At 72.8% G+C, this 15974-nt stretch carries 13 protein-coding genes and 1 riboswitch; of the genes, 6 read left to right on the top strand and 7 right to left on the bottom strand.

The genetic code is table 11. The annotated features are described in order from the left end of the window. Positions 1-156 precede the first annotated feature (156 nt). A riboswitch (SAM riboswitch) is annotated at positions 157-271 on the top strand. After that, on the top strand, positions 248-469 hold the full coding sequence (locus tag OG552_RS36430; RefSeq protein WP_443070946.1) for a putative leader peptide: 222 nt from the start codon (positions 248-250) through the stop codon (positions 467-469). It overlaps the preceding riboswitch by 24 nt. Before the next feature lie 192 nt (positions 470-661). Further along, positions 662-1519: a DUF1684 domain-containing protein gene (locus OG552_RS16690; RefSeq protein WP_329133694.1), complete on the top strand. Its 858-nt coding sequence runs from the start codon at positions 662-664 to the stop codon at positions 1517-1519. Between the two features lie 64 nt (positions 1520-1583). Here the strand turns inward: OG552_RS16690 and OG552_RS16695 are convergent, their stop codons facing one another. Continuing rightward, positions 1584-2861, bottom strand: coding sequence for a serine hydrolase domain-containing protein (locus OG552_RS16695; RefSeq protein WP_329133696.1), 1278 nt, complete (start codon positions 2859-2861; stop codon positions 1584-1586). A gap of 176 nt (positions 2862-3037) precedes the next feature. Here OG552_RS16695 and OG552_RS16700 point away from each other — a divergent pair, with 176 nt between their 5' ends. After that, on the top strand, positions 3038-3436 hold the full coding sequence (locus OG552_RS16700) for a TraR/DksA family transcriptional regulator (protein ID WP_329133698.1): 399 nt from the start codon (positions 3038-3040) through the stop codon (positions 3434-3436). A 50-nt stretch (positions 3437-3486) separates the two neighbouring features. Here OG552_RS16700 and OG552_RS16705 read toward each other — a convergent pair whose 3' ends face one another. The 3 genes from OG552_RS16705 to OG552_RS16715 all read right to left on the bottom strand — a co-directional run bounded on the left by OG552_RS16705 (position 3487) and on the right by OG552_RS16715 (position 7359). Then, on the bottom strand, positions 3487-3978 hold the full coding sequence (locus OG552_RS16705; RefSeq protein ID WP_329133700.1) for a hypothetical protein: 492 nt from the start codon (positions 3976-3978) through the stop codon (positions 3487-3489). Positions 3979-4234: 256 nt separating this feature from the next. Next, positions 4235-6202: an Ig-like domain repeat protein gene (locus tag OG552_RS16710; RefSeq protein WP_329133703.1), complete on the bottom strand. Its 1968-nt coding sequence runs from the start codon at positions 6200-6202 to the stop codon at positions 4235-4237. A 356-nt stretch (positions 6203-6558) separates the two neighbouring features. Beyond that, positions 6559-7359, bottom strand: coding sequence for a VOC family protein (locus OG552_RS16715; RefSeq protein WP_329133705.1), 801 nt, complete (start codon positions 7357-7359; stop codon positions 6559-6561). 146 nt (positions 7360-7505) lie between these two features. On the opposite strand from OG552_RS16715, the gene OG552_RS16720 reads away from it, so the two are divergent. After that, positions 7506-8114: an HhH-GPD-type base excision DNA repair protein gene (locus OG552_RS16720; RefSeq protein ID WP_329133707.1), complete on the top strand. Its 609-nt coding sequence runs from the start codon at positions 7506-7508 to the stop codon at positions 8112-8114. A gap of 447 nt (positions 8115-8561) precedes the next feature. Here the strand turns inward: OG552_RS16720 and OG552_RS16725 are convergent, their stop codons facing one another. Next, positions 8562-9062 carry a hypothetical protein gene (locus tag OG552_RS16725; protein WP_329133709.1) on the bottom strand — a complete coding sequence of 167 codons (501 nt, stop codon included), beginning with the start codon at positions 9060-9062 and terminating at the stop codon, positions 8562-8564. A gap of 346 nt (positions 9063-9408) precedes the next feature. Continuing rightward, positions 9409-11262 (bottom strand): protein kinase domain-containing protein, encoded by a 1854-nt coding sequence (locus OG552_RS16730; RefSeq protein ID WP_329133712.1) that lies wholly within the window; start codon positions 11260-11262, stop codon positions 9409-9411. Positions 11263-11527: 265 nt separating this feature from the next. Here OG552_RS16730 and OG552_RS16735 point away from each other — a divergent pair, with 265 nt between their 5' ends. After that, positions 11528-11734: a hypothetical protein gene (locus OG552_RS16735; protein WP_329133714.1), complete on the top strand. Its 207-nt coding sequence runs from the start codon at positions 11528-11530 to the stop codon at positions 11732-11734. A gap of 339 nt (positions 11735-12073) precedes the next feature. Here the strand turns inward: OG552_RS16735 and OG552_RS16740 are convergent, their stop codons facing one another. After that, on the bottom strand, positions 12074-13975 hold the full coding sequence (locus tag OG552_RS16740; protein WP_329133716.1) for a sigma-54-dependent Fis family transcriptional regulator: 1902 nt from the start codon (positions 13973-13975) through the stop codon (positions 12074-12076). A 250-nt stretch (positions 13976-14225) separates the two neighbouring features. Here OG552_RS16740 and OG552_RS16745 point away from each other — a divergent pair, with 250 nt between their 5' ends. Next, positions 14226-15869 (top strand): methane monooxygenase, encoded by a 1644-nt coding sequence (locus tag OG552_RS16745; protein ID WP_329133717.1) that lies wholly within the window; start codon positions 14226-14228, stop codon positions 15867-15869. The last annotated feature ends 105 nt before the right edge of the window (positions 15870-15974 follow it).

Below are 15974 nucleotides of genomic sequence, written 5' to 3' on the forward strand. Positions count from 1 at the left end.
CCGTGATCATGTGTACGGCACGGCCGGCCAGCGCACGGCAATGGCCCGGTGAAGGAGAACTAAAGTTTCCGCGGGTGCGCTTCACGGGGGTGGGGCCTGTCGCCTGCGGGGGGAGGGGATTGTGTTCGAGTGAGCGGCGGAGTTACCGTTCTTGGAGGTCATGAGCGTCAGCGATCAAGGCCCTGGCAGGCTGACCGGCAACCCTCTCGCGGAGCGGGGTGCTCCAGGTGACGACCCGGCGGAGCCGATGACGGCTCGGCACGTGCGAACCCGACACGGCGCGAGCCCATCGGGACCGGGAGGTGACGCGGTGCGGGAAAAGGGTGCACGGTCCCTGCCCTCCGTCGCCACGTTCTCCCGGCGGCACATCGACCTTCAGCGCGTCGCCGGCGCCCTGTGTCCGGGCGTACCGACGGCCGTACCGGGGCCTGACCACCGGCCCACCGCGCTGCCGCGCACCGCCGGCTAGCCGCGCTCCACGCGCCGGTCCCCCACCGCCTTCCTGCACCCGGGCCTTCCGTACCGCGTGCCCGCAACGGGTTCCCGGAAGGCCCGCGCCAGGGCCGCCCGCCCGGTGCCCTGCCCCGACCCCCGCCCTCCCCGGCAACACCCCGCACCACTGCCCCGCGCGCCCCCCGCGCCCCCGACCCAAGGAGTCGTCATGACCGTACAAGCAGAAGAGACCGACCGCGCCGGCTTCGCCGCGGACTGGGAGCAGTGGCACGCCCAGCACGAGAAGGTGCGCGCCGACCCGCACGGATTCCTCGCCATCACCGGCCTGCACTGGCTGGACGCCACCCCCACCCGTTTCCCCGACGCGCCCGGCGCCTGGTCGAGTACCGCCGACGGCGTGGTGGTGGAGCTCTCCGACGACGAGGAACTGACCCTCGACGGCCAGGAGCTGCGCGGGCGGCACGACTTCGGCGTGATCGAGGAGCGGGGCAGCCTCTTCCCGGTGTCAGGCGACGCGGTGATCGAGGTCGCCAAGCGCGGCGGCTACGACATCGTCCGCCCCCGGCACCCGGAGAACGCGCTGCGGCTCGCCTACACCGGCACCCCCACCTACGCCCCGGACCCGCGCTGGGCCCGCACCGGCCGCTACCTGCCGTTCGACGCACCCCGCCCGACCACGGTGGGCGCGGCCGTCGAGGGCCTCCAGCACGTCTACGACGCCCCCGGCCAGGTCGAGTTCACGCTCGACGGCGCCACCCACCGGCTGACCGCGTTCAACGGCCGGGCCGGCAGCCTGCTGGTGCTGCTCACCGACGCCACCTCCGGCGTGACCACCTACGCGGCCAACCGGGCGCTGTCCATCGGCGCGCCCGACGCGGACGGCACGGTGCTGATCGACTTCAACCGGGCCACGAACCTGCCCTGCGCGTACACCGACCTGGCCACCTGCCCGCTGCCGCCGGCCGAGAACCGGCTGACGATCGCGATCGAGGCCGGCGAGAAGATCCCGGCCGCGCCGGTGGCGACGACCCGGTCCGTACCGGGCGAGGAGGGCCCCCGGCCGTGACCCGCTGTAGCGGCGGCGACGGCTCGCGGGGCCCGGGTGGCCGGGCCCCGCTGCCGCCGGGCGGTCACCTGCGCAGGGGCCTGGTCGCGGCGCCGGCGGTCTCCTCCTCTTCGGTGTGGGCGGCGGAGGTGCCCGACGCCGCGCGCGCGGCCGGGGCCTTGGCGGCGCTGCCGCAGAAGACCGGGTCCAGGGCGGTCCGTTCGGCGGCGAAGACATCCCCGTTGTTGGAGGCGTTCGCCGAGACGGTGACCTGCCGGGAGCCGTCCTTCGTGGTGTAGGAGTACGTCTGGTAGCCCTGCACGATGCCGTCGTGGCCGTACACCTGCGTGCCGCAGGAGAGGGTGTACGCGCGGATGCCGAGACCGTAGAAGGAGGTGCCGGTGGAGTCCGCAGGCCGCGTGGTCTCCATCTGGGCGAGCTGCGCCGCGGGCAGCAGCTCGCCGGCGGTCAGGGCCCGCCAGTACGTGTTGAGGTCGGCGGTGGTGGAGATGGCCGCGCCGGCCGTCCAGATCCACGAGGCGGTCTGCTCGGTCGCGTCGGACAGCGGCTTGGAGCGGTCGTCCTCGGTGAGGTAACCGGTGGCGTGCGGGCCGGGGATGTCCGTGCGGGGGACGACGAAGCGGGTGCCGGTCAGGCCGGCGGGCCGCAGGATCCGCTGGTCGAGGACCTGGGCGAAGGGTTTCCCGGTGACGTATTCGACGAGCAGGCCGAGCGCCACGAAGTTGGTGTTGGAGTACTGGTACTGGCTGCCGGGGGTGAACTGCGAGCCGTGCGTGAGGGCGTCCGCCACCAGGTCGGCCGGGTCGTAGGTGGCGTACCGGAACTGCTGGTAGCCGGTGACGGTGTCGCCGACGAGGATGCCGGGCAGATCGTTGCTGTAGTCGTAGAGCCCGCTGGTGTGGTCGAGCAGCTGGCGCACGGTGATCGGCGAATCCGCCGGCAGCACGCCGGCGGCCAGATAGCCGGCGGCGGGTGCGTCGAGGCCGACCTGGTGCCGGGCCACGAGCTGCAGGACGAGTACGGCGACGAAGTTCTTGGTGATGCTGCCGACCCGGAACTGCCCGTGCGGGTCGACCGGCGCCTGAGTGGTGATGTCACCGGTGCCCGTAACGACCGTGCCGCCGGCGCCGCCCCGGTCGCTGACCTGGGCGAAGGCCCCGGGTGAGCCGGCCGCGACGACGTCCCGCAGCGCCTGCCGCAGCCCTGCGTAGTCGGGTGCGGGTAAAGCGGCTGCCGGGGCGGCGGTGGCCGGGCCGGAGGTGAACAGGACCGAAGCGGCTGCCGCCAGGGCGGCCGCCACGACGAGGGTCCGGCGCTTGGCGCCGGCGGGACGGGAAGACACGTCGGGACTCCAGTTGTCAGCCGGTACGCGGCTGCCGCCTGAGGCGGTGGCCGCTGATCACTACCCTCCATACGGCCTCGCCGGGCCGTGGGGTTGCCTGCGTCCGGGGATCGGTTCCGGGTGCCGCGCGGGGCGCGGGGTGGAATGCGGGCGCCGGAGGTGATGTTGTGGGGCTTATGAGCGATTCGTCCGGTGGTGATGGTTCGGTGCCCGAGGAGCCCGGGGAGTACGACTCCGTCCAGGCGCGGCTGGCGCTCGCGCGGGCGGAGACGGAAGCGCGGATCGAGGCGCTGCGGCGGGACTTCGAGGGGATCGTCGAGGCAAACGCCCTGGTGGCGGTGGACGACGAGCATGACCCGGAGGGGTCGAGCACCGCCTTCGAGCGGGCTCATGTCGCCGCGCTGCTGGGACAGGCCCGCGAGCAGCTGGCCGAACTGGACCGGGCCCTGGAACGGCTCGAACGCGGCGAGTACGGCCGGTGCGAGCGGTGCGGACGGCAGATCCCCGCGGAACGCCTGCAGATCCGCCCGGCGACGAACACCTGCGTCACCTGCGCCTCGGCCCCGCCCCGCTGACCAGCGTGCCCGGCAGCCGGGCCGGATGGCCTGGCCCCCGAGCGTGGTGGTCAGGATCCCTGCGGCTGGGGGCGGGGGCGGTTCTGCCGGGCACGCCGCTCGGAGTGAAGCGCCGCGGCGACCGCGCAGGCGACCGCGGCCAGTGCGGTGCCGGCCGCGGCGGAGTTGAGGTGGGCGGGGACGTCGTCGGTGACGTAGCTCGCGCCGTCCGCGGTCTCGCAGACGAATCCCAGGGGCACGTAACGCACCGAATAGTCGGCGATATGGGCGTCCCGCTCCGGCGAACCCGTACGGCACGGGCGGATGGGCGCCGAGTCCGCACCGCCGTCGTGCGCCTCCAGCACGGCGCCGGCGACGCCGAGCAGACCGACCGCGTAGCAGGCGACGGCGACGGCGCCCAGGACCGCCGCGGCGCTGCGGAGCACCACGCCGGGGCCCGGCCGGCGCAGGCCGGCCCGGCCGAGCGTGCCGAAGCCGTAGCCGGCCAGCCCGAAGACGGTGACGGCCGCGATCAGAAGGATCAGCGCGAGCACGGCGAGCATCACCCTTCGCCGCCACCGAAATCGGACAGCCCGGCGGCCGGGCCACCGGTTGTGGGCAGTGGGGCGGGGGCCGGGACCGTACGTGCTCGTCTGCGCATGCCACGAGTGGAGCAGGTCCACCTTCGCAGCGGCTGTGACGGAGGCCACAGTTCCGGCAACAGAGCTGTCACACCTCGCCGTTGGGCGCGGCGGGGGCCGGTGCTCGGACGTGCCTGCCGGGGGCGGGTGGCGGGCACGTCCGGCGGTGGGGCGGGGGTCAGGTACGGAAGAGGAAGTACTGCCAGGCGCCGTAGGTGGTGAGGCTCGCCGGGTCCGTCGACGGGCGGACGTACTCCGCGCGGAAACGGTAGTGCGCGCCGATGACGTGGGTGCCGGTCAAGGTTGCCCAGGCCGCGCTCGTCGTGCCGGTGCGGACGCAGTTCGCCGTGGCGATGGTGCGCCAGGCCCCGGAGGACCAGATCTGGGCGGTGAAGGCGACGCACTCGTTCTTCTTGACCGGCGCGATCGTCGCCCCCGTCACGGGGTTGGCCTTGTGGTGGTAGATCCGGTAGGTGGCGGTGCCGATGCGCCCGCTGGTGTAGTAGCCCTTCTGTGCCTCGGTGACCCGGGCGTACGCCCAGACCGTGTGGGTGGGAGCGCTCGCGGGCGCGTAGCGGTAGTCGCCGGCGAAGGCGGCGGTGAAGCTGGTGCGCACGGTGACCGGGTAGTTCACGCTCAGATTGCCGTGCGTGTCGACCGTGCCGGTCCTGATGAGCTTCTTCGTGCCGCCGTACGGCTGGGCGTAGACCGCCACCGTGCGGTTGTTGTACGCGGTGCCGAGGTGCGCGGTGACCTTCGCGGTGGCGCCGTAGGTGTAGTTGGTCGCGTTGGTCGTCACCGACACCGTGGCGGCCGAACGGGACACCTGGATCTCGTGGTTGGCGGTGGACGCCACATGGGAGACGTCCCCGGCGTAGCTCACCGTGTAGTTGTCGGTGCCGCCGGTCTGCGGGGTGTCGGTGAAGGAGAAGCTGCCGTCCGCGGCGACGCCGGCGGCGGGCAGCGCGATGCCCGCCGGATGGGCCGGGTCGGTACGGGTGACGTGCACCGCCTGGCTGTCGGCGAGCGGAATGTCCGAGGTCAACTTCCCGCTGATCGCGACCGGTTGGTACGGGTAGCCGAACTGCGGTGCCGGCAGGGTGAGTTGGGTGCCCGCTTTCTTGGGGTCACGGAGTACGTACAGCACCGGGTGCTGGTCGTACACGTCCGTGGCGACCGCGAAGAGCCGGCTGCCGTCCGGGGCCCAGCCCAGTGCCGCACTGGCGAGGTCGACGTTGCCGCCCTGCGACGAGACGTCGTAGGTGTGCAGGGGCGAGGTGCCGCCGGGCGGGAAGACGTAGATGTCCGGCTGCCCCGAGGCCACACCGGCCGCCACCGTGCCGTCCGGGGCCACGGCCACCGAGTCGGGGTAGTACGAGGTGGAGTACTGCCCGTCCTCGGAGAGATCGCTCAGCTTCAGCACCTGGTGGTGGTAAGGCGACCCGCTCGCCACGATGACGTCCTTGCCGTCCGGTGTGATCGCCATGTCCTGGACGAACGTGCCCCCGTCGGCGTTGGTGGCGGTGAGCACCGGGGAGCCGCCGGAGACGTCGTAGACCGTCACCCGGGACGGCTCGGTGTAGTTGTCGCCGGCCACCAGGGTGTCCGGCGCGGCCGGGCTGCTCGCCAGCGTCGGCGCGGCGTACCAGCCGCCGCCGTCGAGCGAGACGGTGCCGGCGGCGTCGATCGCGCCGATGCCGCCCTGCCCGCCGGCGCCGTACCCGAACCAGAGCTTGCCGGCCGCGTACGCGAGGTACTGCGGGTCGTCCTGGCTGCTGGTCCCGGTGCGGTAGCGGGCGGTCTCGGTGAGCGAGGAGGTGTCCACCGCGGACACCGCGTCGCTGCCAGGCAGCGCGACGTAGAGCGTGCCGCCGTCCGCCGACAGGGCCATCGAGGTGGCCCCGGGCTCGCCGGCCACGGTCCCCACCCTGGCGCCGTCGAAGTCGAGGACGGCGATACCGGTGCTGCCCTCGCCCCCGCTGACGAAAAGATGCCCGTGCGGCCCGTCCACCAGCAGGTGCGAGTAGCCGGGCAGGTCGAGCGGCAGGCCGTCGGCGGCCGAGGCCGTGCCGGTGAGGCCGATACCGCCGGTGACCCCGATCAGAACGGCCAGGGCCGTGGTGACCGAAGTCCTGGAAAAACGCATGAGGTCCCCCCACGGGATGTACGCATCGAAAACGGCGAAGGGGCTGACCACGCTGGTCGCCACGTCTTCGCCGTGGTGGAGCAGAGGGACGCTATCGGTCCGGTCCGACATCAGCGGCCGCATTGGGCAAAGCCTTCGTACAGGCTTCCGGAGCGGTCGGCTCCGCCGGTACGGCGCGGGGGCTCCGGCCGGCTTCCGGTCGGGGCCCCGCACGCACTGCCGGGCAGGCTCATGCCTCGCACATCGGCGGCAGGCTCACGGGTCACGGGTCACGGGTCACGGGTCACGGGTCACGCGTCACGCGTCACGCGTCACGCATCGGCGTCAGGCTTACGCATCGCGCATCGGCGGCAGGCTCACGCGTCGGACATCGGCGGCATCATGCCGGTGGTCGTGGTCATGTCGATGATGGAGAAGTCCGCGCCCTGCGGGTCGGAGATGGCCGCGAACCGCCCGAAGGGGCTGTCCATCGGTCCGAACCGGAGCACCGCGCCGTGGTCGACCGCCTTCTTGATCGTCGCGTCGCAGTCGTCGACCGAGAAGTACACGTTGATGTACGACGGCAGGTCCGCGGGGAACTGGTCGTCCATCGTCATCCGGCCGAGCACCGGGTTCTCCTTGCCGCCGACGCTGAAGACCTTGAAGTCGACCTGGTCGTTCTCCATCCGCTGGGCCGTGTACGGGAACACCTTCGGCAGGAAGGCGTCGACCGCGTCGGCGTCGCGCGTGAAGACCTCGGCCCAGGCGTACGCGCCGGGCTCGCCGTGCTTCTCGAAGCCCTTGTGCTGTCCCGGCTGCCAGATGCCGAAGGCCGCCCCGCTGGGCTCCTTGGCGAGCGCCATCGTGCCGAAGTCACCGACCCGCATCGGCTCCATAACCACCTCGCCGCCCGCCGCCTTCACCTTCTCCGCGGTCGCCGCCGCGTCCGGCGAGGCGAAGTACAGGCACCAGGCGGAGTGGCCCTCGGCGCCCGGCATCGGCGGGACGACGGCCGCGACGGCCTTCCCGTCCTGGTACGCCTGGGTGTACTGGCCGTACTCACTGGCGCTCTCCCCGAAGGTCCAGCCCAGCACGTCGCCGTAGAAGCGCTTGGCACCCTCCAGGTCGGAGAACATCGCGTCCGCCCAGCACGGTGCGCCTTCCGGGAACTCGGTCATGATCCTGTCTCCGTCGTTCGGGGCCGGTACGTGATGCGTCGATCATCAGCTTTACGGTCTTTGGTCTCTTTGCACCACCTTTTCCCACGCTAGCCACTGCGCGGGCCGCCCGCGCGCGGAAGCGGGCGGGCCGGGACAATGGCGGGATGGAGCACACCCTGCGGCTGGCCCAGCAGCCCGAGGCCGACGCACTGCTCGGCCGCAGCCCGCTCGCCGCGCTCGTCGGCATGCTGCTGGACCAGCAGGTGCCGATGGAATGGGCGTTCTCCGGCCCGTACACGATCGCCCAGCGGCTCGGGACCGACGACCTCGACGCCCGGGTGATCGCCGCGTACGACCCGGATGCCTTCGCGGCGCTGCTCTCCGAGAAGCCGGCCGTCCACCGCTATCCGGGGTCGATGGCCCAGCGGGTGCAGCAGCTGTGCCAGTACCTCGTCGCCACGTACGACGGCGACGCGGCGGCGGTCTGGACGGGTGTCGCGGACGGCACGGACCTGCTCGGCAGGCTCAGGGCGCTGCCGGGCTTCGGCGAGCAGAAGGCGAAGATCTTCCTGGCGCTCCTGGGCAAGCAGCTCGGCGTCCAGCCGGCGGGCTGGCGCTCAGCCGCCGGCGTCTACGGCGAAGAGGGCTCCTTCCGCTCGGTCGCCGACATCACCGGCCCGGACTCACTGACGAAGGTGCGGGCCCACAAACAGCAGGCGAAGGCAGCGGCGAAGGCCGCCAAATCCGCGAAGCCCGGCCCCCGCCGCGCCTGAGGTCCAGCACGGGTCCCGCCGGGGCAGGGCGGGGAGGAGGAGCCGCCGGCAACCCTGAGGCGCGCCCCGGCCCGGGCGGGGAGGAGGAGCCGCCGGCAACCGCCAAGGCACGACGGCGCGACCGCCCGGAGGCGCACCCCGCCCGGGCAGGGCGGGAAGTGCTGTCGGCAGCCGCCAAGGCGCCAGGGGTGGCCGCGCCTGAGGTCCAGCCCTGGCCCGCCCGGGCGGGCGGGGCGGAGGGGAACCGTCGGCACGGCACGAGGGCGTAACGCCCCTGAGCCGCACCCCGCCCGCCCGGGCCGCGCGGAGGAGCCGCCGGCAGGCCGCCCGGCGTGCCCCGCCCCTGAGCCGCACCCCGCCAGGGCAGGGCCGGGGGGAGCTGTCGGCAGCCGCGCACCCGGCCCCTGAGGTGCACCCCGCCCCGCCCGGGCGGGGCGGAGGGGGCGGTCAGGCGCAGCGGTACGGGAAGGTGGCGGAGGCCGAGCGGTGCTGCGGGGAGAGGATCTCCAGGGTGGCGGTCGCCGAGATCGCGCCAGGACCGTCGAAGGTCCACAGCAGGACCACGTCGGTGGTGCGCCGGCCCTTCGCCACGTGCTGCTTCAGCTCGTCCGACACCGTGCCGTCGCTGCGCTTCCAGCGGTAGCGGACGGTCCCGGCGCCGCCGCTGGTCCGCAGCGTGCCGACGACCTTCGCGGTGCTGTGGCAGCCCTGGACCGCGGCGGCGTCGCGCACCGAGACGGCGTCGACCCGTACCGCGGCCGGGAAGTGCCGCCAGACCAGATAAGCCACCACCGCGAACAGCACCACGACCGGGAGCAGCCAGCCGCGCAGCGCCCGCCGACGGCCCCCGCCCCGGCCGGGCGGGACCACGGGGTCGCCGGGCCGTACGGTGCCGTGCCACACGGCGGCGGTGTGCGCGGTCCCGGCGGAGGCATCGGGCCCGGGCACGCCGGGCCCGAACCTGCGCAGACCTCCGGCGGGCGGAGCCGAGGTGGCAACGGGTGCGGGCGCTGGTTCAGGCGCGGGCGCCGGTTCAGGCACGGCCGACGGTTCAGGCCCGGGGTCAGATTCAGGCGCGGCCGGGTGCGGGACGTCGCTGGACCAGGAGGCGGGGTCCAGTACGGTCGCGCGGGTCGGCTCCCCGGGGTCCGCGGCCGTGCCGCCGAGCCGGAACGTGGGCTCTTCCGGCGGGCTGGGCTCTTCGGGCTGCCCGCTGAAGTGCGGCCGGGGGTCGTGGGAGTTCGGCATGGGTGTCGTCCCAGGGTGAGGCGGGGAGTCGGGGAGTGCGGGGAGGTCAGGTGATGACGACGCAGCCCGCGGTCGTCGCCGTGTCACTTCCGGAGTCCGCGGCCGGCGTGGTGGAGACGGTGAGCCCCCAGTACCTGGTGGTGTCGGCGCCGAAGGTGTGGACGTACGCCTGGCTGAACGACTTCCCCTTGGGGACCCGCACCGATGCGGTGGCCACCACGAGGTTCGACGGCCCGGGCGTACGGCTGTGGAACCAGGTGAGCGTCAGCGTCACCGCCGCGCTCCCGTTGCTCCGCACGGTGACCGTGCCGCCCGCCGCGTCGCTGCCGGGTGAGCCGCAGCCGAAGCCGGCGATGGACACCGACGTCACGTCCAGCGGGGGCGGGGGTGGCGGCGGGGGCGCTGCCGTCGTCGTCGGCGGTGCGGTGGTGGGGCTCCCCTTCGTCGCGGGAGGACCGCCGGAGGCCGGGGCGGTGGCGCCGCCCGTAGGGATCGCCGTGGCCGTGCCGCCCGGTGCTGTCGTGGTGGGCGTGACGGTCGTCGGAGTGGCGGTCGGCGAGGTGGTCCCGGACGCGGAGGCCGAGGGGGACGCCGTGGGTGAGGGCGAGGCACTGGCCGGGGTCCCCGTCGCGGGGGCGACCGGTGTGCCCGAGATCAGAGTGGTGAGGGCCGACGGGGTGACGCCCGCGCCGGCCGCGTCGTCCGGCCCGCCGCCGGCGGTCGCCACCGCCGTCACCGCGAGCCCGGCCGAGACGAGCACCGCGACGACCGCCCCGGCCGGCACCTTCCCGCGCCGCCCGAAACGGGGCCCGCGGGACATGGCGCCGGCCGCACCGGCACCCGCCGCGGCGCCGACGACGACGGCACCGTCCGCACTGCCCGCACCGTCCGCCACGCCCCCGCCGCCCGCGCCGCCACCCGCAGCCTTTCCCAACTCGGTGTGCGCGAGCGCCGTGGTGGCCGAGGCGTGCCCGGCTCCGTACGGCAGGAGCAGCGGCAACAGGGCGACGAGCGCGGCGAGTTTGCGCCGGCCGCGCTCCTCCCAGTCCGCCCCGTACGCGGCCGTCGCGACCGCCTGGAGTTCGGCGACGAAGTCGGCCGCGCTCTGCGGGCGTTCGGGCGGCGTTTTGGCCAGGCCCCGGCGGATCAGCGGGCGGACCGGCTCGGGCACCTGGTCGTTGGGGATGGGCGCTTCGGCGTGCTGCACGGCCAGCTCGACCATGGTCGAACCGGCGTAGGGCTTTGTCCCGGTGAGGCATTCGAAGAACGTGGCGGTGGCCGCGTAGACGTCGGTGGCCGGGGTGGCGGGACCGCCCGCCCACTGTTCCGGCGCCATGTAGGAGGGCGTCCCGGCGACGCTGCCGCTCTCGCCACTGCGCACCGCGACGCCGAAGTCCACCAGTTTGGAGCGGCCGTCGGGGCCGACGAGTACGTTCGCCGGTTTGTAGTCGCGGTGCACCACGCCCGCCGCGTGCGCGGCGGCCAGGCCCAGCAGGGAGCCCTTGAGAACGGTGAGGGCGGGTTCCGGGTCGGTCGCGCCCTCCTGGCGGAGCAGGGTGTTGAGCGCGATGCCGTCGACGAGCTCCATCACGATGGCCGCGTCGGGGCCGTCCTCGACGTATTCGTAGAAGCGGGCGATGTACGGGGAGTGCAGGCCGCCGAGGAGCTGGGCCTCGTCCCGGAACGCCGCGCGGAACCGCTGGTCCTCGCCGTACTGTGCGGACAGGTACTTGATGGCGACCGCGGTGCCGGTCGCGTCGTGCCGGGCGAGCACCACCGATCCGGAGGCGCCCGCGCCGAGTTCACGTTCGTGGGTGTAGCCGGGCACCACCCAGCGCCCGGTACCGCCATCGCCCGGCCCGCCGTCCGCGGGTCTGCCGGAACCGCCGCTTGCGTCCATCGTGTGCCGTCCCCCTTACGCGCCCCCGACGGCTCTCGGCCCTTTGCCCGCAAGGGGTTTCGCCGGACCGGAAGCCGTCACCGCGCCCCGGGCGCGGTCGTAGAAGTCGACGCACATTACTGCCCGGGGGGTTCCTTGGCACTGGCACGCGGTACGGCGCGACGGTACGTACTGCCGTCCTTCGGACGGAGGGGGGTGTCTCAGGATGAGACGGCGGGGAGTGGCCGGGCACGGCAGGGTGGGGGGATGGCGGAGGAGGGTGATCGTGGGGAAGCGGTGGGGGCATCGGGAGCGGCTCAAGGGGTTCTGCGGGCTGGGAGTTGTGCTGGGTCTGGCGGGCGCGGGCGCCACGGTCGCGAACGCCGCGTCCGGGCCGGCCCTCGCCCTTACCGGCGCGTCCCTCGCCGCCTGGGAAGCCGTTGGCCTCTGGCTCACCGCCACGTACGGTACGGCCTCCGGCGACCACCGCTGATCCGGGCCCGAGCCCGTACCCCCGGTCGCGGCGCCGACAGAGAGCCCCAACGCCCGCACGTCGGCTTCGGGTTCGAGGTCAGCGCCCCAATGTGCCTCTGGCGGAGACCTGTTCGGATCGAACCTTACAACCCCGTTTCGCCACAGCCCCGTTGGTGCGGGTGCACTCAACTGACCTCGCTCCGCGCGACGTTGACGCCACCGCACGCAACACAACCTTCGCCAAAGGGCGTTCAGGCCGACATCCCAACTCCCGCTCAGGGCAGGCCGCTTCGCCTCGCCTGAAGCAACGTGCCCCCCAACGAGGGGCGTCGAGCCCGCCGCCCGGAGCACACACCCGTCACCCCTTCTCCGCTCCCACGCGGATCCCGTACGCGGTGATCTTGCGGTAGATCGTGGCGCGGGAGATGCCCAGTGAGCGGGCCGCTTTGGATTTGTCGCCGCCGTGGTCCAGGAGGGCCTGGACGATCATGTCGCGTTCGGTGGACTCCCAGGCGGAGAGCGGGTGCTGGGCCTGGGAGAGGAGGGCCGGCGGCAGGTCGGTGTCGTCGATCGCCGGGCCGGACCGGTGGGCCGCCGCATAGCGGAGGGACCCTTCGAGCTGGCGGACGTTGCCCGGCCAGGGAGCGCGGCTCAAGGCCCGCAGAGCCGCGTCCGTACAGCTCGTCTCACCACCGTCCCGGGTGTGCCGGGCCAGCAGGTTCGCCGCCAGCGCCGGGATGTCCGCGGTGCGGTGCCGGAGCGGCGGCACCGTCACCTCCGCGCTGAACCTGCCGGTCAGGGAGGCGAACGCGGACGCCGCCGCGGCCCCACGCCACTGGTCCGGTGCCCCCTGCGGCGGGTCAATAGGGGACGTGCCGGACGCCGTCGCGGTACGCCGGTCCCGGGTGAGGAGCGCGGTGACCCAGCCGGAGCGCCCCGCCGTCGCCCGCAGCACCGCGTCGAGCTGACCGAGTACGGGCGCCGGCAGCAGGTCGAGGTGGCGCAGAACGACCGTGCCCTGGTCGTCGGCGAGGTCCTGGAACACCGTCCGCAGCCAACTCGCCGTCCCCCCACGGGCGTCCGCGGCGTCGTGCACCGCGAGCGGCCCCGCCGGGTTCACATAGCGGTGTGTGGCGCGGACCAGTTCGAGCTTTCCGGTGCCCGCCTCACCGTCCACCAGCGTCCACCGGCTCTGCTCGCAGTTCCGTACCAACTGCGCCACCACGCCGCGGAACACCGGTGTCGACCCGCTGACGCCGGGCAGCCGCAGGGCCCTGGGGGCCGGCCGGGCGGCCGGCTCGCGGCGCTCGGCGATGACCCGCAGTTCGATCAGGTAGCCCGCCGGAGAGGCGCCCCGCGCGCTGCCCGCCACCGGCTCGCCCCGTACCTGCACGGTCCTGCCGTCGCTGAGCAGCAGCCGCTGTTCCGGGTGCTTGTGCAGGTCCTCGGCGATCTCCCGGAGCCTGCGGTGGTCGGCCGGGCTCAGCATCTCGGTGGCCGCGGCGTCGGCGAGCAGCAGCCCGTCGGTGAGGGTGACCAGCGCCCGGCGCGAGCTGGGCCGCGAGGTCAAGAAGGCCCGCAGCGCGGCCCGTTCACGTTCGGAGCCGATGTCCAGCAGACGTTCCTCGATGTCGGCGGCGGCCTCCCGGACCAGCGCCACCATCAGCGGGGAGGCGGAGTGCTGCCAGGACGTGAGGTCGATCAGGCCGAGGACGCGTCCGCTGGCGGGGTTGCGGATCGGCGCGGCGGCGCACGACACCCGCTGCAGGCGCTCCGAGAAGTGCTCGGAGCCGAAGACATGGGAGGTGCAGCCCTCTTCGGCGGCGGTGCCGATGCCGTTGGTGCCGACGTGCTCCTCGGCGTAGCTGAACCCGGGCGCGAGGCTGATGTCGTCCAGGTGCCGGTGGAGCGCGCGGTCCCCGGTCCGCCGGTCCCGTACCCGTCCCCGCGAATCGGTGAGGATCAGGCACATCGGGGTGTCGTGCAGCGCGTCGGAGAGCCGGTCGAGGACCGGCCGGGCGGCGGTGGTGAGCCGCGAGTGCGGGTCGAAGTCGGCGTTGTACGGGGCCTCGATGCGGTCGGCGTCCACCCCCCAGAAGCGCGAGCGCTGCCAGGAGTCGAGGATCGGCGAGCGTACTTCCGTCCGGGAGACGCTGCCGCCCTCCATGAATTGGTTCCGCGCCCGCACCGGGTTCAGATGCGGCACCGGACGGTCCAGACCGAGCCGCGACGGCGCGAGCGGAGGCTTCCTTCGTTCCACGGGTTCCATGGGCTGGGCCCCCTCTGCCGTGCGCTGACTCTGCGGATTCGGGGATTTCCAGCACGTTACGTCCGGTCCTCCCGCGGTGGCCAGACCCGTACCCGGACGGCTGTCTCAACTTGAGACGTACGGCGGTCCGCTCCGCCGCCACGATGGCAACCGCCCCGGCCGAAGACGGCAGTGCGCCGCCGCGGTGCCGGGTCCACCGAGGTTCCACCTCGCCGCCGAGTCAGCCGGAGGAGCATCACCCGTGAGCCGACAGAGCCTGAGCAAGGCGCACAAGAAGATCACCGAGTTGTCGTGGGAGCCGACGTTCGCCACGCCGGCCAACCGCTTCGCGACCGACTACCGCTTCGACAAGTCCCCGAAGAAGGACCCGCTCAAGCAGGTCCTGCGCTCCTACTTCCCGATGGAGGAGGAGAAGGACAACCGGGTCTACGGCGCGATGGACGGCGCGATCCGCGGCAACATGTTCCGCCAGGTCCAGCAGCGCTGGATGGAGTGGCAGAAGCTGTTCCTGTCGATCATCCCGTTCCCCGAGATCAGCGCGGCCCGGGCGATGCCGATGGCGATCGGCGCGGTGCCCAACCCGCAGCTGCACAACGGCCTCGCCGTGCAGATGATCGACGAGGTGCGGCACTCGACGATCCAGATGAACCTCAAGCGCCTCTACATGAACCACTACATCGACCCGGCCGGGTTCGACATCTCCGAGAAGGCGTTCGCCAACTGCTACGCGGGCACCATCGGGCGGCAGTTCGGCGAGGGGTTCATCACCGGCGACGCGATCACCGCCGCCAACGTGTACCTGACGCTGGTCGCCGAGACCGCCTTCACCAACACCCTGTTCGTGGCGATGCCCGCCGAGGCCGCCGCGAACGGGGACTACCTGCTGCCGACCGTCTTCCACTCGGTGCAGTCCGACGAGTCGCGGCACATCTCCAACGGGTACTCGATCCTGCTGATGGCGCTCGCCGACGAGGAGAACCGGCAGCTGCTGGAGCGGGACCTGCGGTACGCCTGGTGGAACAACCACTGCGTGGTGGACGCCGCCATCGGCACGTTCATCGAGTACGGCAGCAAGGACCGCCGCAAGGACCGGGACAGCTACGCCGAGATGTGGCGCCGCTGGATCTACGACGACTACTACCGGTCGTATCTGATGCCGCTGGAGAAGTACGGGCTGAAGATCCCGCACGACCTGGTCGAGCAGGCGTGGCACCGGATCTGGAACCAGGGCTATGTGCACAAGGTGGCCCAGTTCTTCGCCACCGGGTGGCCGGTGAACTTCTGGCGGATCGACGGGATGACGGACGACGACTTCGAGTGGTTCGAGTCCAAGTACCCGGGCTGGTACGCGGAGTACGGCGCGTGGTGGGAGGCGTACAACCGGCTGCGGCACCCGGGCGCCAACAAGCCGATCGCCTTCGAGGACGTCGGCTACCAGTACCCGCACCGCTGCTGGACCTGCATGGTGCCGTGCCTGATCCGCCAGGACATGGTGGTCGACAAGGTCGACGGGCAGTGGCGTACGTACTGCTCGGAGACCTGCGCCTGGACCGACACGACGGCCTTCCGGCCGAGTTACGAGGGCCGCGCGACGCCGTCGATGGGGCGGCTGACCGGCAAGCGCGAGTGGGAGACCGTCTACCACGGGCAGGACCTCGCCGACATCGTCACCGACCTCGGCTACGTGCGTGACGACGGCAGGACGCTGGTGCCGCAGCCGCACCTGGACCTGGACGACCCGAAGAAGCTGTGGACGCTGGACGACGTGCGGGGCAACACCTTCATCAGCCCCAATGTGTCGCTCAACGAGATGTCCGACGAGGAGCGCGAGGCGCACGTCGCGGACTACCGCAGCCGCAGCAACATCACGCCGTCGATGCTCTGAGCCGTCCCCGGCAACGAACCACCCACCCGTCCACCGTCCGCCGTTGATCACCAGGGGCGGCAACGGCAGGGGCGCGCCGCCGTCGCGGGCACCACCAGGTGCGGC

Source organism: Streptomyces sp. NBC_01476 (assembly GCF_036227265.1).
Classification (GTDB): domain Bacteria; phylum Actinomycetota; class Actinomycetes; order Streptomycetales; family Streptomycetaceae; genus Actinacidiphila.